The organism is Pseudomonas sp. URMO17WK12:I11 (assembly GCF_007677725.1).
GTDB lineage: Bacteria > Pseudomonadota > Gammaproteobacteria > Pseudomonadales > Pseudomonadaceae > Aquipseudomonas.
In genome coordinates, this window is sequence record NZ_VEDF01000012.1 from 58,730 (window position 1) to 81,606 (window position 22,877).

Annotated in this window: 14 protein-coding genes; 9 read left to right on the plus strand and 5 right to left on the minus strand. The window is 63.3% G+C overall.

The features are described from left to right. Positions 1–449 precede the first annotated feature (449 nt). The 3 genes from FS665_RS20010 to FS665_RS20020 all read left to right on the plus strand — a co-directional run bounded on the left by FS665_RS20010 (position 450) and on the right by FS665_RS20020 (position 3,865). Positions 450–743, plus strand: coding sequence for a transposase (locus FS665_RS20010; RefSeq protein WP_145192481.1), 294 nt, complete (start codon positions 450–452; stop codon positions 741–743). Then, the gene (locus FS665_RS20015) at positions 740–1,603 is read left to right on the plus strand and encodes an IS3 family transposase (RefSeq protein ID WP_178108379.1); all 864 of its coding nucleotides are present in this window, start codon (positions 740–742) and stop codon (positions 1,601–1,603) included. The genes FS665_RS20010 and FS665_RS20015 overlap by 4 nt, the downstream gene beginning before the upstream one ends. Before the next feature lie 348 nt (positions 1,604–1,951). Beyond that, positions 1,952–3,865: an AAA family ATPase gene (locus tag FS665_RS20020; protein WP_145192487.1), complete on the plus strand. Its 1,914-nt coding sequence runs from the start codon at positions 1,952–1,954 to the stop codon at positions 3,863–3,865. A gap of 33 nt (positions 3,866–3,898) precedes the next feature. Here the strand turns inward: FS665_RS20020 and FS665_RS20025 are convergent, their stop codons facing one another. Continuing rightward, complete coding sequence (locus FS665_RS20025; protein ID WP_145192490.1) at positions 3,899–5,284, minus strand: aldehyde dehydrogenase family protein; 1,386 nt, start codon at positions 5,282–5,284, stop codon at positions 3,899–3,901. Between the two features lie 106 nt (positions 5,285–5,390). On the opposite strand from FS665_RS20025, the gene FS665_RS20030 reads away from it, so the two are divergent. Continuing rightward, entirely contained in the window at positions 5,391–6,257 is an 867-nt protein-coding gene (locus tag FS665_RS20030) for a LysR family transcriptional regulator (RefSeq protein ID WP_145192617.1), read from the plus strand. A 233-nt stretch (positions 6,258–6,490) separates the two neighbouring features. Further along, positions 6,491–7,012, plus strand: coding sequence for an acyloxyacyl hydrolase (locus tag FS665_RS20035; protein ID WP_145192492.1), 522 nt, complete (start codon positions 6,491–6,493; stop codon positions 7,010–7,012). A gap of 33 nt (positions 7,013–7,045) precedes the next feature. Here FS665_RS20035 and FS665_RS20040 read toward each other — a convergent pair whose 3' ends face one another. The 3 genes from FS665_RS20040 to FS665_RS20050 are packed head-to-tail and all read right to left on the minus strand — an operon-like array spanning position 7,046 to position 11,486. After that, on the minus strand, positions 7,046–9,181 hold the full coding sequence (locus FS665_RS20040; RefSeq protein WP_145192494.1) for a TonB-dependent siderophore receptor: 2,136 nt from the start codon (positions 9,179–9,181) through the stop codon (positions 7,046–7,048). A gap of 57 nt (positions 9,182–9,238) precedes the next feature. Then, the gene (locus tag FS665_RS20045; RefSeq protein WP_145192497.1) at positions 9,239–10,696 is read right to left on the minus strand and encodes an efflux transporter outer membrane subunit; all 1,458 of its coding nucleotides are present in this window, start codon (positions 10,694–10,696) and stop codon (positions 9,239–9,241) included. A 19-nt stretch (positions 10,697–10,715) separates the two neighbouring features. After that, positions 10,716–11,486 (minus strand): helix-turn-helix transcriptional regulator, encoded by a 771-nt coding sequence (locus FS665_RS20050; protein ID WP_145192500.1) that lies wholly within the window; start codon positions 11,484–11,486, stop codon positions 10,716–10,718. Positions 11,487–11,892: 406 nt separating this feature from the next. On the opposite strand from FS665_RS20050, the gene FS665_RS20055 reads away from it, so the two are divergent. Then, positions 11,893–18,243, plus strand: a complete 6,351-nt coding sequence (locus tag FS665_RS20055; protein WP_145192502.1) for a non-ribosomal peptide synthetase — start codon at positions 11,893–11,895, stop codon at positions 18,241–18,243. Between the two features lie 103 nt (positions 18,244–18,346). Next, positions 18,347–20,533, plus strand: coding sequence for an OsmC domain/YcaO domain-containing protein (locus FS665_RS20060; protein ID WP_145192505.1), 2,187 nt, complete (start codon positions 18,347–18,349; stop codon positions 20,531–20,533). A 24-nt stretch (positions 20,534–20,557) separates the two neighbouring features. Here the strand turns inward: FS665_RS20060 and FS665_RS20065 are convergent, their stop codons facing one another. Beyond that, entirely contained in the window at positions 20,558–20,857 is a 300-nt protein-coding gene (locus FS665_RS20065) for a hypothetical protein (protein WP_145192509.1), read from the minus strand. Between the two features lie 173 nt (positions 20,858–21,030). Here FS665_RS20065 and FS665_RS20070 point away from each other — a divergent pair, with 173 nt between their 5' ends. Both FS665_RS20070 and FS665_RS20075 read left to right on the plus strand, forming a co-directional pair. Beyond that, positions 21,031–21,459 carry a DUF2231 domain-containing protein gene (locus FS665_RS20070; protein ID WP_145192512.1) on the plus strand — a complete coding sequence of 143 codons (429 nt, stop codon included), beginning with the start codon at positions 21,031–21,033 and terminating at the stop codon, positions 21,457–21,459. Beyond that, entirely contained in the window at positions 21,456–22,745 is a 1,290-nt protein-coding gene (locus tag FS665_RS20075; RefSeq protein ID WP_145192515.1) for a sorbosone dehydrogenase family protein, read from the plus strand. Before FS665_RS20070 ends, FS665_RS20075 begins: the two co-directional genes overlap by 4 nt. The last annotated feature ends 132 nt before the right edge of the window (positions 22,746–22,877 follow it).

Here is a 22,877-nt window from a genome sequence, read left to right on the forward strand (position 1 = left end):
AAGCAGAAGCAGAAGCAGGAGCAGGAGCAGAAGCAGAAGCAGAAAGTATTAAGTCGTGAACTTCAATTGATAACAAACGGCGTTAGCATATTGGACCTGCTTTTCTCGCAGCCTCTTTGCTTTGCTTTGCTTTGCTTTGCTTTGCTTTGCTTTGCTTTTGATCCTAAGCGCGCGATAGTTCAGGCAACGCAAATTGCGACCTCAGGAGGCTGAGCGTAGGTGTCTGGAGGGCCCAGGGTGCGTAGCACCCCCGACGGCGTAGCCGGAGGACGCGAGCTGTACGACTTGCGAAGCAAGTTGTGGCCGCGCAGGGCCCGCAAGACGCCGAAGCGAGGGGACCCCGGAGCGCAGCGCAGGGGCCGGATGTGGGAGCGAGGGGTTTTTGTGGGCTTGTCCCGTGACAACGGACGCCAAGAAGCGATACTTAAATCGTTCTCTTGGAGGTTGCCATGTATCCATCAACGCGCCGCAACTACACCGATGACTTCAAGGCTCAGGCGGTAGCCCTCGCTGAAACGGTGGGCAGAACCGAGGCTGCTCGCCAGTTGGAAATTTCCGTCAAAACCCTCGACAACTGGGTCGATGCCGTTCGCAGAGGCAAGCCATTGAGCTCACCTGAGCGCAAACCCGTTACCAAGGAAGACAGCGAACTTGCCCGCCTGCGTGCCGAGGTCGCAGAACTGAAAATGGAGCGTGAAATCCTAAAAAAGGCGGCGGTATTCTTTGCCAAAGAGTCCAGGTGAGATACGCCTTCGTCGCTGCTGAGAGGACTCGATACCCGGTGCGAGTGTTGTGCCGGGTGATGGAAGTCTCGGTTTCAGGCTTTTATGATTTCACACATCGTCGGCTTCGCCCTGACCCTGACAATCAGGTTCGCATTGATTTACGCAGCGTTTTTGCAGCCAGTCGAAACACCTATGGCCGACCTCGACTGGTCGCAGCCTTGCGTCAGAAATCGCATTCAGTGGGCCACAAACGGGTCAGGCGGTTGATGCAGGAGGAACATATCCGGGCCAAGTCCAAAGGCGGATTCAGGCCCTGTACCACGGACAGCAGCCATCATATGCCGGTGGCTGGTAATGTGCTGGATCGTCAGTTTTCCATCGATAACCCCAGGCCAACCTGGGTCAGTGACATCACCTACCTTCCCACCAAGGAAGGATGGCTCTATCTGGCTGTCGTTTTGAGCATCCAGACGCGCCAGGTACTGGGCTATAGCCTTTCGGATCGGATGCCGGACACGTTGGTTGAAAACGCCTTTCTGAATGCGTGGAACGCTTGCTCCGGCACGGGTGGAGAGATCTTTCACTCGGACCAGGGCCGCCAGTACGCTAGTGGCAAGTTTCGGCAGACGTTGGCTTCTAAAGACGTCCAGCAAAGCATGAGTCGTAGAGGAAATTGCTGGGACAACGCAGTGGCTGAGAGCTTTTTCGCTACGCTGAAAAGGGAGGAAGCCTGTGGGGTCTACCCCACCAAAAGACACGCTCAGCTGGGGATTGCTAGCTACGTGCATGGGTTCTATAACAGCAGCCGACTGCACTCAGCGTTGGGTTATCGTTCACCTAACGATTACGCGAGGTGGTTGAAGCATAAAGCTGTGTAGCTGGCTTCTTGGCGTCCGTTGTCACGGGACAGGTCCATTGGTTCCTTTTTGCCCCGTCAAAAAGGGACTCGCCGTAAAGGCGAAAAGGTGATTACGCGTCGCTATAGCAATTGAATACCGCAGCAGTGCTCAAAACAACCACGGCCTCACACTAGCAGTCACAAGTTCCAAGCCGCAAGTTCCAAGTAAAAGCAGACGGCATAGACACCAGGACCAAGTTGGCTTGCAGCGCACAGCTCGAAAGGCCAGCGCGGCAGTCAACATCACCCCAGCCCACCCCAGCCCAACCCCCAGCATCCAAAGCGGAAACTTGCTATCGTGCACACCAGTTTCCACCCGAGATAGCTGATGTTCTACCTGCCCCTGACCAGCGAGCAAGCCGACCACCTGGCCACCCCATCCGACGCCACCGATTTCTTCAAGGCCGCCAGCCTGCTCGAAGCCGCCGCCGTGTTGTTCGTGCAAAACGTCCCCCGCCAGCCGGCCAATGCCACCGCGGACACCCAGGAACGCCGTTTCGCCGAGATCGTGCGCATCGCCAATGACGTCGAACAAGCAGCCCCTGACCGCTTCCAGAGCCACGTCGCGCAGCGGTTCGAGCGCGAAGCGTTCGCCATGGGCCTGGGCCTGCTCGGCGAGAACGGCGTCGCACTGGTATCTGCCGAAACCCAATACCAGCCCGCCGAATTTCTCGACCCCGACGGCCAGTGGAATTTCCAGTTCGCCAGCAGCTACCGGCAACGCGTCACCCCGCTGCACCCGGTGCACCTACCCGCCCTGGCCAGCGACCTCACGCTCAGCGACCAGCAGCATCGCCTGCTGCGCGAGTTCCTCTGCGGCGTCGAGGAGTCGGTGGCCGTGCAGGGCTTCGCCGGTACCGGCAAGACCTTCCTCATTCACCAGTTCGCCCGCCTGCTCGAGCCCCAGCGCACCCTGTTGCTGGCCCTGACCGAAGGCCAATTACGGGCGCTGCGGGCACGCGTCAAAGACCCCGAGGCCTACACTGCATTGACCTTCGGCCAATTGGCCGACGAAATCCTCAACCGCGACCTGACCAGTAATGGCTGGCGGCTGCGCGACCCGTATCGCACCAAGCTGTCCTGGCGGCCGCAGGAAGCGCAGGTGGTACGCTGGCTGAACATTCCCGACATTGGCCCGCTGGCCGCCTGCGACGTCGTCGCCCTGTGCATCAAGGCAGTGCGCAGTTTCTGCCGCAGTGGCGACAGCGACGTGCAACTGCACCACTTGCCATGGGCCGGGCCGGGCAGCACGCCGTTGGACCAGCAGGTGCTGTTGGAGAAGGCGCGGCTGTATTGGCAGGAACTGATACGCCCATCCGCGCGCGAGATCCAGTTACCGGTGCGTGATTATCATCGGGTCAAGCTGCTGTCGTTGACCGCTGAGGTGATCGACAGCCGCTACCGCCATGTCATCGTCGATGAAGCCCATGAACTGTCCGCGCCCATGCTGGCGTTGCTCGATCGCAGCCCGCAGTCGGTCATCGCCCTGGGCGACGAGCTGCAGAACCTCAACGGCCTGAGCCCCCACCATGGCAGCTTCATCCGCCAGCGCTGCATCGATCACTCGCTGCGCGCAGGCCCTGCCATGGACGGGGTGCTGAACCCGCTGATCCAGGCCCATCCGGCAGCGATTCAAGGTGCCTTCAGCGGCAGCGCCGAGCACTACACGCGGGTCAGTTTCTTCGACACGGTGAGCGTTCCCGAGCAACCTACCGCGTTGATCGTCGATGACGAATGGGGCTTGTTCGGCTGGTTCCAGCGTCTGACCCACCAGGGCGTGCCGTTCGTGCTGCTCAAGGGCGCGCGCAAGGACTTCGAACTGTTCGTCGAAGACTGCATCGAGCTGTACCGCTACGGCACCCGAGCACGTCACCCGATGCTGTTTCGCTATCCCAGCTGGCACGCGTTGGAGCAAGACAAGGGCGACGACAAAGCCTTCATTGCCGTGGCCGGCATGCTGCGCAAGGGCTATACCGCTGAACACTTCGCCAAGGCCAAGGGCCGTTATCGCTGGGACAAGGCGCCCAAGCTTTTCCTGGGCCGGGTCTGCGATGTGAAGAACATGGAGTTTGCCCGGGTGATGGTTTCGCCCGAGCTGATGGTCGCGCCGGGCGCCGCCGGCAACCGCAACGAGCGTGCGCGCATGCTGGCAGGGCTGTACACGGCCTGTTCGCGTGCCCGGCACGAACTGATCGTACCGGGTGGGATGCTCGATTGGGTCAAGGACCAGACGCGCAGTTGAGCGTCGGGGCTGCCAGGCAGCCCCAAGGGCTGATCAGTTGCGATCCAGCCAAACGGTCTGGGCGTTGGTGAATTCACGCACACCAAAGTGCGACAGCTCACGCCCAAAACCACTCTTTTTCACGCCGCCAAAGGCGACCCGTGGGTCGGAGGCGCAGTAACCGTTGATGAACACCGCGCCGGTATCCAGCGCTGCGGTCATGCGCTCGGCCAGCGCATAGTCGGCGGTGTAGATGGTCGAGGCCAGGCCAAATTCACTGTCATTGGCCAGCTCCACGGCATGCTCGGCGTCACGCGCGGTGATGATCGCCGCCACCGGCCCGAACAGCTCCTGCTTGAACGCGGTCATGTCCGGCGTGACGTTGGCGAACACGGTGGGCGCGTAGAAGTTGCCCACGCCTTCGAGCTTGTTGCCACCGAGCAGCAGCGTCGCGCCTTCGGCCAAAGTAGCCTGCACCTGGCCATCGAGCTCGTCGCGCAGGTCATAGCGAGCCATGGGGCCAATGTAGGTGTCGTCCTGCAACGGGTTGCCGATGTTCAGCTGGCGGGTGGCCGCGACGAATTTCTGAGTGAACGCCTCGGCAATGCTCTGCTCGACGATCAGGCGCTTGGCCGCCGCGCACACCTGGCCGGTGTTTTGGTAGCGGCCGATTACCGCCGCCTGCACGGCCGCGTCCAGGTCGGCATCGGCGAGGACGATGAAGGGGTCTGAGCCACCCAGCTCCAGCACGCATTTCTTCAGCGCAGCCCCGGCTTGCGCGCCGATGGCCATGCCCGCACGGACGCTGCCGGTCAGGGTCACGGCGACGATGCGCGGGTCGTTGATGGCACGGGTCACGCCCTCAGGGGTCACGTTCAGCACCTCGAACACGCCGCTTGGCACACCGGCCTCCCTGAACAGCTCACCCAGCAGGTAGGCGCTGCCCATCACGTTTGGCGCGTGCTTGAGTACATAGGTGTTGCCCGCCAGGATCGCCGGTACCGCACCGCGCAGCACCTGCCAGATCGGGAAGTTCCAGGGCATCACCGCAAGGATCGGGCCCAGCGGGCGGTATTCGATACGGGCTTTTTCCACCTGCGTAGGTTCGGCAGCGAGCATCGCCGGGCCATGTTCGGCGTACCAGCGGCACAGACCGACGCATTTGGCGACTTCACCGCGGGCCTGGGTGATCGGCTTGCCGATTTCACGGCTGATCATCTTCGCAAAGGCTTCGGTCTTGGCCTCAAGCGTGCTGGCCAGGGCAAGCAGGTATTCGCTGCGCTGACCCAGCGACACCTGCCGCCATTGGCCATAGCCAGCCTTGGCGCGTTGCAGCGCCGCTTCCAGTGCGGCGTCGGTGTCATAGGGATAGGCGCCAATCTGCTCGCCGCTGAACGGGTCGACGGAGATGGCGTGGGTCAGGCTGCTGATCGCGCTCATGGCTGGACACTCTCACTGCTTTGGTTAGTGAGTCCAGATTAGTGGGCTATGGGTTTGATGAAAACTGAATAATAATGAGCGAAACATTCACGTTTGGAGAATGACTGTGGACTTGGTGCAACTGGAAATCTTCAAGGCGGTGGCCGAGCAGGGCAGCATCAGCGCTGCCGCCCAGCATATACACCGAGTGCCGTCCAACCTGACCACGCGGATCAAGCAGCTGGAGGAGGACCTGGGAGTGGCGCTGTTCATCCGTGAAAAGAGCCGCTTGCGCCTGTCTCCGGCCGGCTGGAATTTTCTTGAATACACTCGGCGCATTCTCGACCTGGTGCACGAGGCGCGCTTGACCGTGGCCGGCGAGGATCCTCAAGGCACTTTCGCCCTGGGCTCGCTGGAGAGCACCGCTGCAGTGCGTATCCCGGCGCTACTGGCCGCCTATAACCAGCGCTACCCTAAAGTCGACCTCGACCTGTCCACCGGGCCATCGGGGACCATGCTCGAAGGGGTTCTGGCCGGGCGCCTGGTAGCCGCCTTCGTCGACGGCCCGGTACTGCACCCCACGCTTGAGGGCATCCCGGTATTCGAGGAAGAGATGGTCGTCATCTCGCCGCTCAACCATGCGCCCGTCAGCCGTGCCCAGGACGTCAACGGCGCGAGCATCTATGCATTTCGCGCCAACTGCTCGTATCGCCATCATTTCGAGAACTGGTTCGTCCAGGATCAGGCAGTGCCCGGCAAGATTCATGAAATGGAGTCCTATCACGGCATGCTCGCCTGCGTCAGTGCCGGCGCGGGCCTGGCCATGCTGCCGCGCAGCATGCTCGACAACATGCCCGGCTGCAGCACCGTGTGTGCATGGCCCATGCAGGAAGATTTTCGCTACCTAAAGACCTGGCTGGTATGGCGCCGCGGCACGGTATCGCGCAGCCTGAGCATGTTCGTGAAACTGCTGGAAGAACGCCGTGCTCAGTGAAGGTGTCCGGATGCGCTCAACATTGGGCAGAAATGGCCGATAAATATCAGACGATAGTGGCATTTCACTTTCATCTTTCTGATTAACTGGACAATAATCAAAAAAGTATTACGTCTTGTGACAGATGGCGACATCTGTCACTGAAAAATCGAGGGGCATGAGCCCCCAATTGCCAGCAGCCGTCACCGTACCGGTCACGGCTCTTTGGTATTGACCATCAGGAGAAGTCGTTGATGAAAACCCGTCTTGCCAGCACCCTGGCTGCTGCGCTATTGGCCTTGGCCGGCACAAGCTTCGCCCAGGCCGCGCAGATTTCCGGAGCCGTGGGTGTCACCAGCCAGGGCGACATGACCTACCGCGTCGGCATGTCGTTCGACTGGGACAAGAAATGGCTGCAAAGCGACGTAGGTTACGTGTCCGGCTACTGGGATGCGGCCTACACCTACTGGGAAGGCGGCGAAGCCAGCGCGGCGCATTCGCTGTCGTTCAGCCCCGTGTTCACCTATGAATTCAGCGGCTTCACCTACACCCCTTACATTGAAGCCGGTATCGGTATCGCTGCATTCTCCAAGACCGACGTCGGTGATCAGCGCCTGGGTTCCTCGTTCAACTTCGAAGACCGCATCGGCTTCGGCGTGAAACTGCCGGGCGAGCAGAAAGTGGGCGTGCGCGCCATCCATTATTCCAACGCCGGTATCAAGGAACCCAACGACGGTATCGAGTCGTACTCGCTGTTCTACAGCAAAGGCTTCTGATGCACAGGGGGCCGCCTCGCGGCCCCCGCTCATTCAGAAGGTGTAGGCAATCCCTGCCTGCACCGTGCGCGGCGCGCCGGGGTAAGCGTAGGTGTTGAAGGCGCCTTCGTCATAGCCTTTGTTGAACAGGTTCTTGACGTCCAGGTTCAAGCGCACGTGCTCGTTGAGCTTGTAGAAGCTCAGCAGGTCGACCACGCTGTAGCGCTGCATTGTGTAGGTACTGGCGGCTGTCTGCCCAGCGCGGTCATCGACGTACTTCACCCCCATCCCCAGGCCAAGTCCTTTGGCCAGCCCATCCTGAAACTCGTAGGTATTGAGCAGGCTGAAGCTGCTGCGCGGGATGTTGGCCAAACGTGTACCGCTCGGTATGACGTTGTCCTTGGTCACCTCGGCATCGACATACGCGTAGCCCCCGATCATGCGCCATTCAGGCGTCAGGTTGCCGGCCACATTGATGTCCAGGCCGCGACTGCGCACTTGCCCGGCTGCCACGCTGTAAGTCCCGCTTGGGTCGTTGGGGTCGCGGGTCAGCACGTTTTCCTTGACGATGTGGTACACCGCGGCATCGATGCTCAGCTGGCGATCGAGCGCCTCCCACTTCACGCCGAGCTCGTATGACTTGCCTTTTTCCGGGTCAAAACCGCTGCCTTGCAGGCTGGCGCCACTGTTGGGCTTGAACGAGCGCGCGGTGTTGGCATAGATCGCCAGCGTATCGGTCAGATCAAAGATCAGGCCCAGGCGCGGGGTCACGCCGTTCTCGCCTTTGCTGAAATCGCCGGCATTGTTCAGTTTGTTGTCATAGTCGTGTTCGAAGCGTTCGAAGCGCACCCCGGCCAGGGCCTTGAGGCGATCGGTGAGCGCCACCTGGTCCTGCACGAACGCCGCCCAGGTCTTGAGGTTTTCCTTGTCGTGGGTGGTGGTGCGGGTGAGGGCAGGGCGCGCCTGACCCAGAACCGGGTCGAAAATATCGATCGGGTAGGCGCCGGCACCTGCCGCCGAACGCTGGATGATCGAGTTGTAGTCATAATCCTCATACTCGATGCCGGTCAGCAGGGTATGAGAGAAACTGCCTGTGTCGAAGTAGCCGGTGAGGTTGAGCTGGTAGTCGCGGTCGGTCCATTGCAGCTTGCGGTAGTTGAAGTTGCGTCCCAGGGTACGGCCATCGGCCTGCAGGCCGTTGGCTTCCACCGCATTGCCCTTGAGCGAGCCGTCCAGCCACTGCATGCCACCGCCCAGTGTCCAGTTGTCGTTGAGCAGGTGCTCGAAGCGCAGCTGGGCCATGTTGTTGTCATTGTGCAGCAGGTTGTCGCTGCCTTTCTCCCAGATGTTGGTGTCGCGCGAAGCGTTGCCGCGCTGGCCGGGCAGGCGGGTCAAACCCCGGTCCAACGGGTGGTTGTTGCGCATGAAGTCGCCTTCGAAGATGACCTTGGTGGCCTCGTTGACTTGCCAGCTGAGCACCGGCGCGACGTCATAGCGTTCGCTTTCGACGTCGTCGCGAAAGCTCTCGCCGCCTTCGCCAAGTACATTCAGGCGATAGGCCAGCGAGCCGTCGGTGTTCAACGGGCCGCTGGCATCCAGGGTGGCGCGATGCATGCCTTGGTCGTTCAACTGACTGCCCAAGGTCACCTTCGGCTCGGCCAGTGGTTGCTTGCTGACCACGTTGAAGGTCCCGCCCGGATCGCCACGGCCATACAAACTGGTGGCGGGGCCGCGAATCACTTCCAGGCGCTCGACGGTATTGGCGTCAGGGGCATTGGGGTAGCCACGGTTGATCGGAAAGCCGTTGCGGTAGAACTCACCCGTGGTAAAGCCGCGTACGGTAAACGTGGTCAACCCCTGGCCGCCGAAGTTGTTGGCGCGGCCGACGCCACCGGCGTAGTCGAGGCCGTCTTGCAAGCGGGTGGCGCCGGTGTCTTGCAGCACGTCCTTGGGCACCACGCTGACCGATTGCGAGGTGTCGTGCAGGGCGGTATCGGTGCGCGTGGCAGAGGCCGAGCGGCTGGCTTTGTAACCTTCGACCGGGCCGTCGACGCGTTCGCTGTCAGCGGCGCTGGTGATGCTCAAGGCCTGGAGTTCGATGAGACTTTGGCCGGGAAGCGGTTCGGGTTCGGCAAAAGCCAAGGGGCAGACAGCGTGAAGCACACAAAGCGAGACGAATGTGCGGCGCATCGACGGTACGATCCTGATCAAGAACGCTAATGGGAAAGTAAAAGCGCCGCGAAAGTACTACGAACCATTATCAAACGCATTATCTTTATATGGCACGCGTGTGCCAGATAGCCCGCCGCTGTGCGCGTCGCGCCACCCCCCGCCCAGGGCGCTATACAGATTCACCTCGGCCACCAACTGGGCCAAACGGTCGCCGATCAAGTCCTGCTGGGCGCTGAACAACGAGCGCTGCGCATCGAGAAACGTCAGGCTGCTGTCCACGCCGATGCGGTAGCGGTGCTCGGCCAGTCGGTAGTAACGCTGATTGGCCGCCACCCGTTCGCGCTGCGCCTGTAACTGGCGCTGGTAGGTCGCGCGTGCGGCCAGGCCATCGGCGACCTCCTGGAAGGCGCTTTGCAGGGTCTTCTCGTAGTGCGCTATCTGGACGTCCTTTTGCACGGCGGCGTAGTCCAGGCTCGCTTGCAGGCTGCCGGCGTTGAAAATGGGCAGGTTTATCTGAGGCTGGAACAGCCAGGTGCCAGTGCCCGCATCGAACAGCCCAGCCAACTGCCGGCTGCTGCTACCGGCGTTGGCGGTGAGGCTGATGCTCGGAAAAAACGCTGCCCGCGCAGCGCCGATATTGGCGTTGGCGGCACGCAACTGATATTCGGCCTGGTTGACGTCCGGGCGCCGGCGCAGCAGCTCGGAGGGCAGGCCTGCTGGCAGACCAGCGATCTGTTCGGCGGCCAGAGGAAGGGCAGCCAGTCGCTCGTTGACGTTGACGCCAACCAGCAGGGTCAGCTGGTTGAGGTCTTGGGCGGCCTGGCGCCGGTAACGTGCTACCGCAGCGCGCGTGCTGTCGACGCTGGTGCGCGACTGGATCTGCGCGAGCGCCGATACTGAACCTGCGCGGCGCTGGGCGCTGGTCAAGCGCAGGCTGCGCTCATCGGCGGCCAGGGTTTGCTGTGCCAGCACCAGCAGCTCCTGGTCGGCTCGCCACCTCAGGTAGGCGCTGGCCACGCTGCTCACCAGCCCGAGCTCAGTGGCGCGTTGCGCCTGTTCACTGGCCAGGTAGGTCAACAGCGCCTGATCGCTGAGGCTGCGTACCCGGCCGAACAGATCCAGCTCATAGGCACTGATGCCCAGCGTTGCGGTATGGGCCGAACTGATCACGCCCTGACCGGTGCCGGTCATGCCACGGGGCAGGTATTGGCGTTTGCCCTGCGCATTGGCCGCGATCTTCGGCAGCAGCTCGGCGCGCTGGATGCGGTACTGCGCGCGGTAGGCTTCGACATTCAAGGCCACTTGGTGCAGGTCACGGTTATGCGCCAGGGCGCTGTCAATCAACTGGCGCAGCGCCGGGTCGAGAAATACCTGGCGCCAGTCCTCGGCCTCTGCGCGCCTCGAGGCATCGCCTTGATAGGCCGGCCCCTGCGGGAACTGATCGGCAACGGGAGTCGCTGGGCGGTGGTAGGCGGGCGCCAGGGCGCAGCCGCCGAGCAGGGCGGCACAGAGCGTGAGGGCGGGTCTGAGCATCGCAGGGGTTCTCGTGCAATCAGGCGCCGGCCATCCATTTTGCCAGCCCGTGGCGGCCACTGACCCCGAGCTTGGCGGTGGCGCGCTTGAGGTAGGTTTCGATAGAGCTGTTCTTGACGCTGAGCTTCTGCGCCATCTGCGCCACGGTCGCGCCGGTCAGCAAGCCGATGCAGACCTCCTGTTCGCGGCTGGAGAGCTTGGCCCCTTCCTGTGCCAAACGCTCGTTGAAGGCGCAGCGCAGTGACCCAACCTGGATGTCGTCCAGCGCTGCGCCCGCTCGCCGTGGCAGGCCTTGGTCGAGCAATTGCCCGTGATGCTCGACCAGCGGCAGCAAGGTGTCGGAAAGGCTCTTGAGCTGCGACAGTTCCGTCAGCGAGAAGGCGCGTTGTTCAGGCAGTCGGTGGAAGCAGATCATCCAGCGACGGTCGCCACTGCAGGACACCAGGTGGCACTGATGGGCGCGCTGGGCGTCCAGCGGCGCCTTGAATTCGATCAGCAACGGGTCATCCATCTGCATGATGCTTTGCAGCAAAGGGTGGCGCAGGGTCTGCGGGCTGGGGCGCTGCGGTTGCACACCGGCAGTGCCCAGCAAGCGGATACGGCTGACACTGGCCTGGCGTGGGTCAAGCGTCCATTCGCTGATCTCGAGTCTGTGGATTGGCACCTGGGCATCGACCAGGCGCAGCATCTGCGAGGCAAACCTGTCAGCGCCGGTGCTGGCGATCAGTTCGCCCAATTGCAGGTAGAGTTGCGGATCGGCGTGGTGTGCGAGGCTGGCGGTCAGCTTCATGGAGGTTCTTCCTTGATTTAAAGCATTACGGCGGGTGATCTCGCGCACTCCGGGTTAGGGCTCTGTGGCGCTATTCAAGCGGTCGGCGGGGTGGCCGTCTGTAATGGAAAACCGGGACACAACATGCCAGCAAACTGGGCCGGCGGGCGTAGCCGTCACCCGTGCGGGCCTACGCACACTCTCCCCAAAGCCGGCAATTGCCGGCCCTGCGGCGGCCGTTCGGCGGTTTTCGCGTTGGGGCGGCAGGCAGGTAAGCCTTTCGAGGAGGCGCCCTATGGCTGTTTTCCTACACGGATTTCAGCCTCTGTAACTGCACGGTGCCGTGTCCGGGTTAATGGGGCCATACAGCGTGCAAGCGCGATGCTTGAATCCGCGGTTATTCAAGCCAACAAGGATGTGCCACCCCATGCATGCCGCCGAAACCTTCGCCCTGACCGCTGCCCAGCGTGACATCTGGCTGGACCAGATCGGCCATGGCCATTCGCCGCTGTACAACATCGGGGCTTACGTCGAGATCCATGCTGCTGTCGAGGTGCAGCGGTTACGCCAGGCGTTGGCACATCTTGTGGCGCAACACGAAGGCCTGCGCACGGTGTTGTTAGCAGGCGAAGGGCAGGCTGGCCTACCGCGACAGCGCTTTGCCCGAACGCTGGAAGCGCCCTTGAGCGAGCATGACCTGCGCGCCGAACCCGATCCGTTCGGCGCAGCCCAGGCGCTGCTCGCCACGCGCATGCAAAGGCCCTTCATTCAAATGGCTGATGCCCTGTGGGCGACTCAGCTGATTCGCCTGGGCGAGCAGCGCTACCTGCTGGCGTTGCAGGCTCATCATCTGATCCTCGATGGCTGGGGCGTGGACCTTTGGTTCAAGCAGCTCGCCGATGGTTACGCCCGCCTGGGTAAGGGCCATGCGCTGTCCGACGAAGAGGCGCCGGCCTACCGCGCGTTCATCGAAGACGACAGCCGCTACCAGAACTCTGCGCGCCGTGACCGTGACAGAGACTATTGGTTGGCGAAGTTTCGTCAATTGCCCGATGCCTTGCTCGCGCCACGCGGGCGCACGATGACCGTGGGCGGCACGCCCAGCGCCGCCCTGGAACTGGCCTTCGACGGGCAACTGCTGGCACGCATGCGGGCGCTGGCGGGCGAGCTGCAGGCCTCGGTGTTCCATGTGTTGCTGGCGGCCATGCATGTGTGTTGCACACGCACCTGGCAGTGCGACGAATGGGTCGTCGGCATGCCGGTGCGCAATCGCGGCAATGCCCGTCACAAGGCAACGCTCGGCTTGTTTACCCAGGTCAGTGCCGTGCGCATGGATTTCGGCCGCGATCTATCCTTTGCCGCGCTGCTACGCCGCATTGGCGAGGCGCTGAAACAAGATTTTCGCCACCAGCGGTTTCCCCTCAGTGAGGTCAACCGCGCCCTCGGCACCTTGCGCGAACAACGCTCGCAGCTGTTCGAACTGATGGCGTCCTATGAAGAAGACAGCCATGCCCTTTGCTTTGGTGAGGGGTACGGGCACACGGTGATGACCTGCAACGGCCATGAGCCCACGCCATTGAGCCTGCACCTGCGTTGCAACGTGCACAGTGGCGAGGCGCGCCTGCACCTGGTCCACAGCCTGGCCTGGTTCGGCGAAGCCGAGGTCGCCGCGTTTGCCGAGCGATTGCTGCAGGTGCTGGCGCAAGGGGTGCGACAGCCCGAGCTACGCATCCGCGACTTCGAGGTGCTCACCCCTGGCGAACACCAGCGCTTGCAGCAGTGGAACCAGGCCGCCGTGGTCGCGGGCCAGCCAGAGCAGTTGATCCACCGCCGTGTCGAGGCCCAGGCCCGGCAACGCCCCAATGCATCGGCGGCGCTACACGACGGTCAACAGCTCAGTTACGGCGAACTCGATAGGCGCGCCAACGGCTTGGCCAAGCGTCTCATCAAGCTGGGCGCAGGCCCAGAGCAGCGCGTGGCCGTGGTGGCCCAGCGCGGGCTGGATACCCTTGTCGGGCTGCTGGCGGTGCTCAAGGCCGGCGCTGCCTATGTGCCGATCGACCCGGCGCACCCCGCCGAACGTCTGGCCTACCTGCTCGAGGACAGCGGGCCGTGTGTGGTACTGACCCAAGCGCGTTTCAGCGCGCGCCTGCCCAAGCAGGAGGTAGTGCAGATCGAACTGGACCGCCTGGTTTGGGAGGACATGGACCAGACCCCGGTGAGCCCGGCGCCTACCCCCGATAACCTGGTCTACGTGATCTACACCTCTGGTTCCACCGGCTTGCCCAAGGGTGTGATGGTCGAGCACCGCATGCTGGCCAACCTGGTCGATTGGCACTGCGCGACCTTCGACCTGGGCCCGGGCCGCCACCAGTCGAGCGTGGCAGGTTTTGGCTTCGACGCGATGGCCTGGGAAGTCTGGCCTGCGCTGTGCAGCGGCGCCACGCTGCATCTGGCGCCTGCGCGCGAAGGCGCGGAGGATGTCGAAGCGTTGCTGCGATGGTGGCGCGCGCAGCCGCTGGACGTGAGCTTTCTGCCAACGCCGGTGGCCGAGCATGCCTTTGCTCAGGGCGAGTTGCACCCGACCTTGCAGACTCTGCTGATCGGCGGCGACCGTCTGCGCCGTTTGGCGCGTGAGCGCCGCTACCGGGTCATCAACAACTACGGCCCCACCGAGACTTGCGTGGTGGCGACGTCCGGCCAGGTGCAAGCCGGGCAGGCGCTGCACATTGGCAGCGCCATCGCCAATACCTGCTTGTATGTGCTCGATGAACAACGCCAGTTGCTGCCCATCGGTGCCAGCGGTGAGTTGTACATCGGCGGCAGCGGGGTGGCGCGCGGTTACCTGCACCGTCCGCAATTGAGCGCCGAGCGTTTTCTGCATGACCCGTTCAACCCGACGCCTGGCGCGCGCATGTACCGCAGTGGCGACCTGGTGCGCTGGCGTCCAGACGGTACCTTGGAATACTTGGGGCGCAATGACGACCAGGTGAAGATCCGAGGCGTGCGCGTGGAGTTGGCGGAGATCGAAGCCGCCCTGTGCAGTCACCCCGCACTGCGCGAGAGCGTGGTACTGCTGCGCGAAGGCCAACTGCAGGCGTGGTACCTCGGTACACCCTTGGCACCGGCCGACCTGCACGTCCACCTGCGTGAGCGCTTGCCCGCGGCGTTGCTGCCGGTGGCCTATGTGCATCTGCCGGGCTGGCCGCTGACCGCCAACGGCAAGCTCGACCGCCGTGCCTTGCCCAGCGCAGACGATGCGCACCGGGTGCGCGGCGAGCATCAAGCGCCGCAAGGCGACATCGAACAACGCTTGGCGGTGCTATGGCGCGAGCTGCTGCAGGTCGAGCAGGTAGGGCGCCAGGATCACTTCTTCGAGCTGGGCGGCCATTCACTGTTGGCCGTGCAGTTGATCGAACGCATGCGCGAGCAGGGTCTGCAAGCGGACGTGCAGGTGCTGTTCGGGCAATCGACCCTGGCTGCGCTGGCTGCGGCAGTGGTGCAGGGCGAGGCCATGCATGTGCCCGCCAACGCAGTGCCACCCGGCTGTGCGCGCATAACCACAGATATGCTGCGCCTGACCGTACTGGACCAGGCTGCCATCGACCAGATTGTCGCGCAGGTGCCGGGCGGCGCGGCCAACGTTCAGGAAATCTACCCGCTCGCGCCGCTGCAGCAGGGTCTGCTCTATCACCATGTCACCGACGCCCATGACCCGTACCAGCAACAGGTCTTGTTGGCCTTCGCCAATGCCGCCCAACTGCAGGCGTTCGTCACCGCCTTGCAGCAGGTCATCGACCGCCACGACATCCTGCGCACGAGCCTTGCCTGGGAAGGCCTGGAACAACCGCAACAGGTGGTCTGGCGCACGGCGCAGCTGCCGCTCGAGCATTGGGCGGGGGCCTCAGAACCAGGGAATTGCGCGACGCAGTTGTGCCAGGCCTACGCTCCCCGACGGCGGCCGTTGGATCTGCGCCAGGCGCCGATGATGGCCATGGTGAGCGCCGAGGATCCGGCCCACGCCCGCTGGCTCGGCTTGCTGCGCTTCCACCATCTGGTCAACGATGCGGTATCGCTGCAAGTCCTGCTCGGTGAACTGGACGCGCTGATGCATGGGCGCGCTGCGCACCTGCTGCCAGCAGTGCCGTATCGCAATTACGTTGCGCTGAGCAACGCCGCCAAGCGCCAGGCTGAGCACGAGGCTTATTTCCGCGAGCGACTGGCAGGTGTGCAACCGGCGCCGGTGCTGGCCGGATTGGGCGCAGCGCCTGTCGACCACGACGACCTGCATCGCCATGACGCCGAACTTGACGCCGGACTCACCGCTCGCTTGCGCCGCCTGGCCCGCCAGCATGGCGCTAGCCTGGCCAGTGTCATGCACCTGGCGTGGGCACAGGTGCTGGGCAGTCTGGCCGGGGCCGATCAGGTGGTGCTGGGCACGGTGCTGCTGGGCCGCGCCACGGCTGGCGAGGGCGCCGAGCGCGCCTTGGGCATGTTCGTCAACAGCTTGCCGCTGCGCCTGGAACTGGCCGGCTTGACCCTGCCTGAGGCGCTGACCCTGGCCCACGCAGGCCTGGCCGGCTTGCTCGCGCATGCCGATGCGCCGCTGCTGTTGGCCCAGCGCTGCAGTGGGCTGCCCGTAGGCACGCCCTTGTTCAGCGGCCTGATCAATTATCGGCAAGGGGCTTTGCCCGCCGGCGAGGTGCTGCCGGGCGTCACGTTGCTAGAGGCCAGCGAAGTCCATAGCCACGCGCTGGTGCTGAGCATCGATGACCTGGGTGACACGCTGCAGCTTGAAATACGGGCGCCGCGGGCGCTGGGTGCGGCTCGGGTTCTGGACTTTTTGCTGACCACACTCGGCCAATTTGCCGATGCCCCAGAGGCAGCGCTGACTGCGCTGTGCAGCGTGCCGGCCAGCGAGCGCCAGCGCCTGCTGCACAGCTTCAACCAGAGCGATGATCCCCTGAGCCCGTTGAGCTGCACCTGGCCCGCGTTGTTCGAGGCGCAGGTACAGCGCAGCCCTACGGCGGTTGCCGTGCAGACCGACGCAACGAGCCTGGACTACCGCAGCCTCAACGCCCGGGCCAACCAACTGGCCCATGCGCTGATCGAGCGGGGCGTTGGCCCGGACGTACGGGTGGCAATCTGTGTCGAACGCGGTATCGAGCTGATGGTCGCCTTGCTGGCTGTACTCAAGGCGGGCGGCGCCTATGTGCCGCTGGATCCCGGCTACCCGACCGCGCGCCTGCGCTTCATGCTCGAGGACTGCACCCCAGCCGTGCTCCTGGTGCATGACGCGACCCAGGGGCTGTTCGACAGCCTGCAAGCGCCGCTGCTGAACCTGGACACCGATGACTGGCGCACCGGCCGCGATGACAATCCGCACGTGCAGGGTCTGGGCCCGAGCAACCTGGCCTACGTGATGTATACCTCAGGCTCCACCGGCACGCCGAAGGGGGTGATGATCGAGCACCGGGGGCTGTGCAATTTGATGCACTGGGGTTCCCAGATCTGCCCGCCAGGTACCGACGATGCCTTGCTGCAACGGGCGCCGTTCAGCTTCGATGGGTCGGTGTGGGAACTGTTCTGGCCTCTGGTCGCGGGCCTGCGTCTGGTACTGGCTCGGCCCGATGGCCACCGCGATCCGGCCTACCTGGTACAACGGGTGCAGGCTTGTGGCGTGACCACGGTAAAGTTCGTTCCGGCCTTGCTCCATGCGTTTCTCGACGAGCCTGGCGTGGAATGCTGTACCAGCCTCACGGATATCTTCTGCGGCGGGGGTGAATTGACCTTGGCACTGCTGCAGCGCGTGCGCCAGCGCTTGCCCCAGGCGCGCGTGCACAACGTCTATGGCCCGACCGAAGCCACCGTCGATAGCACAGCCTGGAGCGTGTTGCCTGATCAGCCGCTGCCGCAGCAGGCGCCACCGATCGGTCGGCCGATCGCCAACACGCGCCTCTATGTGCTCGACGCCCATGACCGACCGGTGCCCTTGGGCGTGGTGGGGCAGTTGCACATCGGCGGTGTCGGCGTGGCGCGCGGTTACCTGGGCTTGCCGGCGCTGCAAGCCGAGCGATTCATCGACAGCCCTTTCGTCGCGGGCGAGCGTTTGTACCGTACCGGGGACCTGGTGCGTTATCGTCACGACGGTGAACTCGAGTTCATCGGCCGCAATGATTTTCAGGTCAAGCTACGCGGTTTACGCGTGGAGCTTGGTGAGATCGAAGCGGGCCTGGCGGCGCACCCGGCCGTGGCGCAAGGCGTGGTACTGATGCGTGAAGAGCGCCTGGTGGCCTATTTCACCTGCCGGCCAGGTGGTGTAGCGCCAACGCCCCAGGGCTTGCGTGCTCATCTGCTCGCGCGCATGCCAGAGTACATGGTGCCGCAGGCCTTCGTGGTCCTTGCCCAGTTGCCGCTCACTCCGAACGGCAAGCTCGATCGCCAGGCCCTGCCAGCGCCGGGCGCCGAGGCGATCATCAGCCGCGACTACCAGGCCCCCGAGGGCGAGCTGGAAACGGCGCTGGCTGCCATCTGGACCGAGGTATTGAAAATCGAGCAAGTCGGCCGCGAAGACAATTTCTTCGAGTTGGGCGGCCATTCCTTGTTGGCGGTAAGCTTGGTCGCGCGTATGCGCCAGGCCGGGCTGCATGTCGATGCGCGCACGCTGTTCAGCCAGCCGACCCTGGCAGAACTGGCCGCCAGCACCCAGCGCCAGCGCGCGGAGGTGGCCATTGCGCAAACCACCATCCCGACCCTGAGCAAACGCAGGCGCCTGTGAGGGGCAGCGCGAGGCTGCAAGCTTCAAGCTTGCAGCTTGCCGCCGCGCGCCCGGATAATGCCCGGCAATTCGTTATGCACGGCCAAAACACGGTACCCCTCGCATGGAAATCAAAGTCAACTTTCTCGACAACTTGCGCCTAGAGGCCAAGTTCGACGACTTCACCGTCATCGCCGACCAGCCCATTCGCTACAAGGGCGACGGCTCGGCGCCCGGCCCATTCGACTATTTCCTCGCCTCATCGGCCCTGTGCGCGGCTTACTTCGTCAAGTTGTATTGCCAGACCCGCAACATCCCGACCGACAATATCCGCCTGTCGCAGAACAACATCGTCGACCCGGAAAACCGCTACCAGCAGATCTTCAAGATTCAGGTCGAGCTGCCCGAGGACATCAGTGACAAGGACCGCCAGGGCATCCTGCGCTCGATCGACCGCTGCACCGTGAAGAAAGTGGTGCAGACCGGCCCCGAGTTCGTCATTGAGCACGTCGAGAACCTCGACGCCGATGCCCAGGGCCTGCTGATGCCGGTTGCCGATACCCGCACCTGTATCCCTGGCAAGGACCTGCCCCTGGAGCAGACCATCGGCAACATGTCCGCCATCCTCGCGGGCCTGGGCATGAAGATCGAAATTGCCTCATGGCGCAATATCGTGCCCAACGTCTGGTCGCTGCATGTGCGGGATGCGCAATCGCCGATGTGCTTTACCAACGGCAAAGGTTCGACCAAGGAAGCGGCGCTGGCTTCGGCGCTGGGCGAGTTCATCGAGCGCCTGAACTGCAACTTCTTCTACAACGATCAGTTCTGGGGCGAAGAAATCGCCAATGCAGCTTTCGTGCATTACCCCAACGAGCAGTGGTTCAAGCCAGGCCCCGGCGACGCGCTGCCGGTCGAGATTCTCGACCCGTATTGCCGGCAGATCTACGACGCCGACGGCGAGTTGCGCGGCTCGCACCTGTATGACACCAACTCTGGCAATACCGAGCGAGGCATCTGTTCGCTGCCATTCGTGCGTCAGTCCGATCAGCAGGTGGTGTACTTCCCCTCCAACCTCATCGAAAACCTGTTCCTGAGCAACGGCATGAGCGCTGGCAACACCTTGGCCGAAGCCCAGGTGCAGTGCCTGTCGGAAATCTTCGAGCGCGCGGTCAAGCGCGAGATCCTCGAAGGCGAGCTGTGCCTGCCGGACGTGCCGCAAACGGTGCTGGCCAAGTACCCAGGCATCGTCGCCGGTATTCAAGGGCTGGAGGAGCAGGGCTTTCCGGTGCTGGTCAAGGACGCCTCGCTGGGCGGTGAGTTCCCGGTCATGTGCGTGACCTTGATGAACCCCCGCACCGGCGGTGTGTTCGCCTCCTTCGGTGCGCACCCAAGCTTCGAGGTGGCGTTGGAGCGCAGCCTTACCGAACTGCTGCAAGGGCGCAGTTTCGAGGGGCTCAACGACCTGCCGCAGCCGACCTTCGAGAGCCATGCGCTGACCGAGCCGAACAACTTCGTCGAACATTTCATCGACTCGAGCGGGGTGGTGTCGTGGCGCTTCTTCAGCGCCAAGGCCGATTTTGAATTCGTCGAGTGGGACTTTTCAGGCCAGGGTGAAGATTCCAACGCCGAGGAAGCCGCGACGCTGTTCGGCATCCTGGACGACCTGGGCAAAGAGGCGTACATGGCCGTGTATGACAACCTTGGTGCCACCGCCTGTCGTATCCTGGTGCCGGGTTACTCGGAAATCTATCCGGTGGAGGACCTGATCTGGGACAACACCAACCGCGCCTTGGCCTTCCGCGCCGACATCCTCAACCTGCATAGCCTCGACAACCGCGCCCTGCGCGCGCTGCGCAAGCGCCTGGAGAACTGCGAGGTCGATGACTACACCACCATCACCACCCTGATCGGCGTCGAGTTCGACGACAACACCGTGTGGGGCCAGCTCACCATCCTTGAACTGAAATTGCTGATCTGCCTGGCGCTCAAACGTTTCGAGGATGCCAAGGAATTGGTCGAAGCGTTCCTGCAATTCAACGACAACACTGTCGAACGGGGGCTGTTCTACCAAGCGCTGAATGCAGTGCTCGAGGTGCAGCTCGATGACGAACTGGAACTGGCCGACTATGAGGCTAACCTGCGGCGGATGTTCGGCAACCCACGCATGGATGCGGTGTTGGGTTCGCTCGACGGCAGCGTGCGCTTTTACGGCCTGACCCCCACCAGCCTCAAGCTAGAAGGCCTGGATCGCCATCAGCGCCTGATCGAGAGCTACAAGAAGCTGCATGCTGCTCGGGCCAGGATGGCCTGACCGAGCGCTCGCCAGGGGTGTCGCTCAGTGCTTGCACTTGGCCAACACCACCTGGCAAGTGTTTGGCGTGCCACCGGAGCGGCCTGCATAGCGAATGCAGTTGTTCAGCGATTTCTGCCGCGCGACGCTCAGGCTGTTGCCCCATGCCAGGCCGCCTTCGCCAGAGCGCGGTACGGCCTTGGCGTAGCAGTTGGCGGCAGGCACGGCAGCGTAATGCCGCGCCTTGTTCGCCTTGCTCGCGCACCCAGCGGTGAGCGCCAGGGCCAGTACCAGCAAGGCCGGCGCGGACAGGCGCGGGAGGAAGGTCGAGCGGTGACGGTTCATGCTGGTGTTCTCGCTGTGGCGTGGCAAATTTTTCAGAATATTTCTATCAAGCCAAGCGCTGAACTATCCGAACGTCAAGGTGATCCTTTCTTAAGCGCACCCCGCGCATGCCTGATGGACCAGACCCTGTCCCGGTCCGCCAGCCCGGGTCACCGACTGATTAAGGAGGCGCCGTGACCGCTACCGAGCAATCCCTCTACCGATGCACGCCCAGTCCGCTGCATGCCATTCTGCTGGCCGGCACGGTTCCGCTGTTTCTCGGCGCCTTGCTGAGCGACATCGCCTACTTCAAGAGCTACCAGATCCAGTGGAGCAATTTCGCCGCCTGGCTGATTGCCGGGGGCCTGCTGTTCTGCGGCCTGGCCCTGCTGTTCGCGCTGGTCAACCTGATCCGTGCCCGGCGCAAAGGTGGCCGGCCAACCCTGTACTTCCTGCTGTTGCTGGTGACCTGGGGCCTTGGCCTGGTCAATGCCTTCGAGCACGCCAAGGACGCGTGGGCGGTGATGCCCGCTGGACTGGTGCTGTCGATCATCGTCACGGTCCTGGCCTGCGTCGCGGCCTGGCTGGGCATGAGCAACCTGCGTTCGGGAGATGAAGCATGAAGCCACTGCATGGTCTGTCGATGTTGAGCGTGGCGCTGCTGCTGGCCGCGTGTGGCGGGGAAGGCGAGCCTAACCAGGCATTGGGCCCTGACCCGAAGTTGCCGGCGCCTGAGCGCGGCCTGTTGCCGAGCATGAAGATCGCCGAACCTGTGTTGTGGGGCGATCAGAAACCCACGGTGCCTGAAGGGTTCAACATCACCGCGATCGCCACCGACCTGAAGATCCCGCGCCAGACCCTGGTGCTGCCCAACGGCGATATTCTGGTGGCCGAAGGGCGCGGCGGCAGTGCCGCCAAACTCAAGCCCAAGGACGTCATTGCCAGCCAGATCAAGGCCAAGGGCAACACCCAGGTCAAGGGCGGCAACCGCCTGACCCTGTTGCGCGATGCCGACGGCGATGGCACCTACGAGGTCAAGACGGTGTTCGCCGAGGGCCTGAATGCACCGTACGGCCTCGCGTTCGCCGACAACAAGCTGTACGTCGCCAACCAGGACGCGCTGGTACGCTTTGACTACACCGAAGGTCAGACCAAGGCAGGTGGCCCGCCCACCAAGCTCACCGACTTGCCGGCCGAGGTCAATCATCATTGGACCAAGGCGCTGACCATCAGCCCTGATGGGCGCTACCTGTATGTCGGTATTGGTTCGAACAGCAACATCACCGAGCGCGGCATGGAGGTTGAAATCGACCGCGCCATGGTCTGGCAGATCGACGCCGTCAGTGGCGCGCACAAGCCCTACGCCACAGGCCTGCGCAACCCCACGGCGCTGGCGATCCAGCCAGACACCGGGCAACTGTGGACCGTGGTCAACGAGCGCGATGAGCTTGGCCCGGACCTGGTACCGGACTACCTGACGTCAGTGCGCGAAGGTGGCTTCTATGGCTGGCCTTACAGTTACTGGGGGCAGAATGTCGATGAGCGGGTCAAGCCGCAGAATCCGGACAAGGTCGCTGCGGCCATCAAGCCGGATTACAGCCTGGGTTCCCATGTTGCCGCGCTGGGCGTGGACTTTTCCATCGCCGCCATGGGCGAGCGCTTTGCCAATGGTGTATTCGTCGGCGAGCATGGCAGCTGGAACCGACCCAACCCGGTGGGCTACAAGGTGATCTTCGTACCATTCAGCGGCGGCAAACCGTCGGGCGAGCCGGTCGACTTCGCCACCGGCTTTCGCGGTGAAGACGGCAAGACCCGGGGCCGCCCGGTGGGCGTGACGGTTGACCCACGCGGTGCGCTGATCATCGCCGACGACCTGGCCAACACCATCTGGCGCGTGACCCCCAAATGATCGGCTGAGTCACGCCGCATCGGCGCCGCTCCCGCAATCGCTGCCGGAGCGGCGTCATTCGCCAGCGCCAGGGCGGCTCCCACGCCCGCTCGCACATGGGTATACTCGCGCCCCTGTTCTACAGTAATCCGA

What these genes read in the sequence shown, in the direction of transcription:
- FS665_RS20010 (WP_145192481.1), top strand. Translation starts at nt 450, where the DNA reads ATGTATCCATCAACGCGCCGCAACTACACCGATGACTTCAAGGCTCAG.
- FS665_RS20020 (WP_145192487.1), top strand. Translation starts at nt 1,952, where the DNA reads ATGTTCTACCTGCCCCTGACCAGCGAGCAAGCCGACCACCTGGCCACC.
- FS665_RS20025 (WP_145192490.1), bottom strand. Translation starts at nt 5,284, where the DNA reads ATGAGCGCGATCAGCAGCCTGACCCACGCCATCTCCGTCGACCCGTTC.
- FS665_RS20035 (WP_145192492.1), top strand. Translation starts at nt 6,491, where the DNA reads ATGAAAACCCGTCTTGCCAGCACCCTGGCTGCTGCGCTATTGGCCTTG.
- FS665_RS20040 (WP_145192494.1), bottom strand. Translation starts at nt 9,181, where the DNA reads ATGCGCCGCACATTCGTCTCGCTTTGTGTGCTTCACGCTGTCTGCCCC.
- FS665_RS20045 (WP_145192497.1), bottom strand. Translation starts at nt 10,696, where the DNA reads ATGCTCAGACCCGCCCTCACGCTCTGTGCCGCCCTGCTCGGCGGCTGC.
- FS665_RS20050 (WP_145192500.1), bottom strand. Translation starts at nt 11,486, where the DNA reads ATGAAGCTGACCGCCAGCCTCGCACACCACGCCGATCCGCAACTCTAC.
- FS665_RS20055 (WP_145192502.1), top strand. Translation starts at nt 11,893, where the DNA reads ATGCATGCCGCCGAAACCTTCGCCCTGACCGCTGCCCAGCGTGACATC.
- FS665_RS20060 (WP_145192505.1), top strand. Translation starts at nt 18,347, where the DNA reads ATGGAAATCAAAGTCAACTTTCTCGACAACTTGCGCCTAGAGGCCAAG.
- FS665_RS20065 (WP_145192509.1), bottom strand. Translation starts at nt 20,857, where the DNA reads ATGAACCGTCACCGCTCGACCTTCCTCCCGCGCCTGTCCGCGCCGGCC.
- FS665_RS20075 (WP_145192515.1), top strand. Translation starts at nt 21,456, where the DNA reads ATGAAGCCACTGCATGGTCTGTCGATGTTGAGCGTGGCGCTGCTGCTG.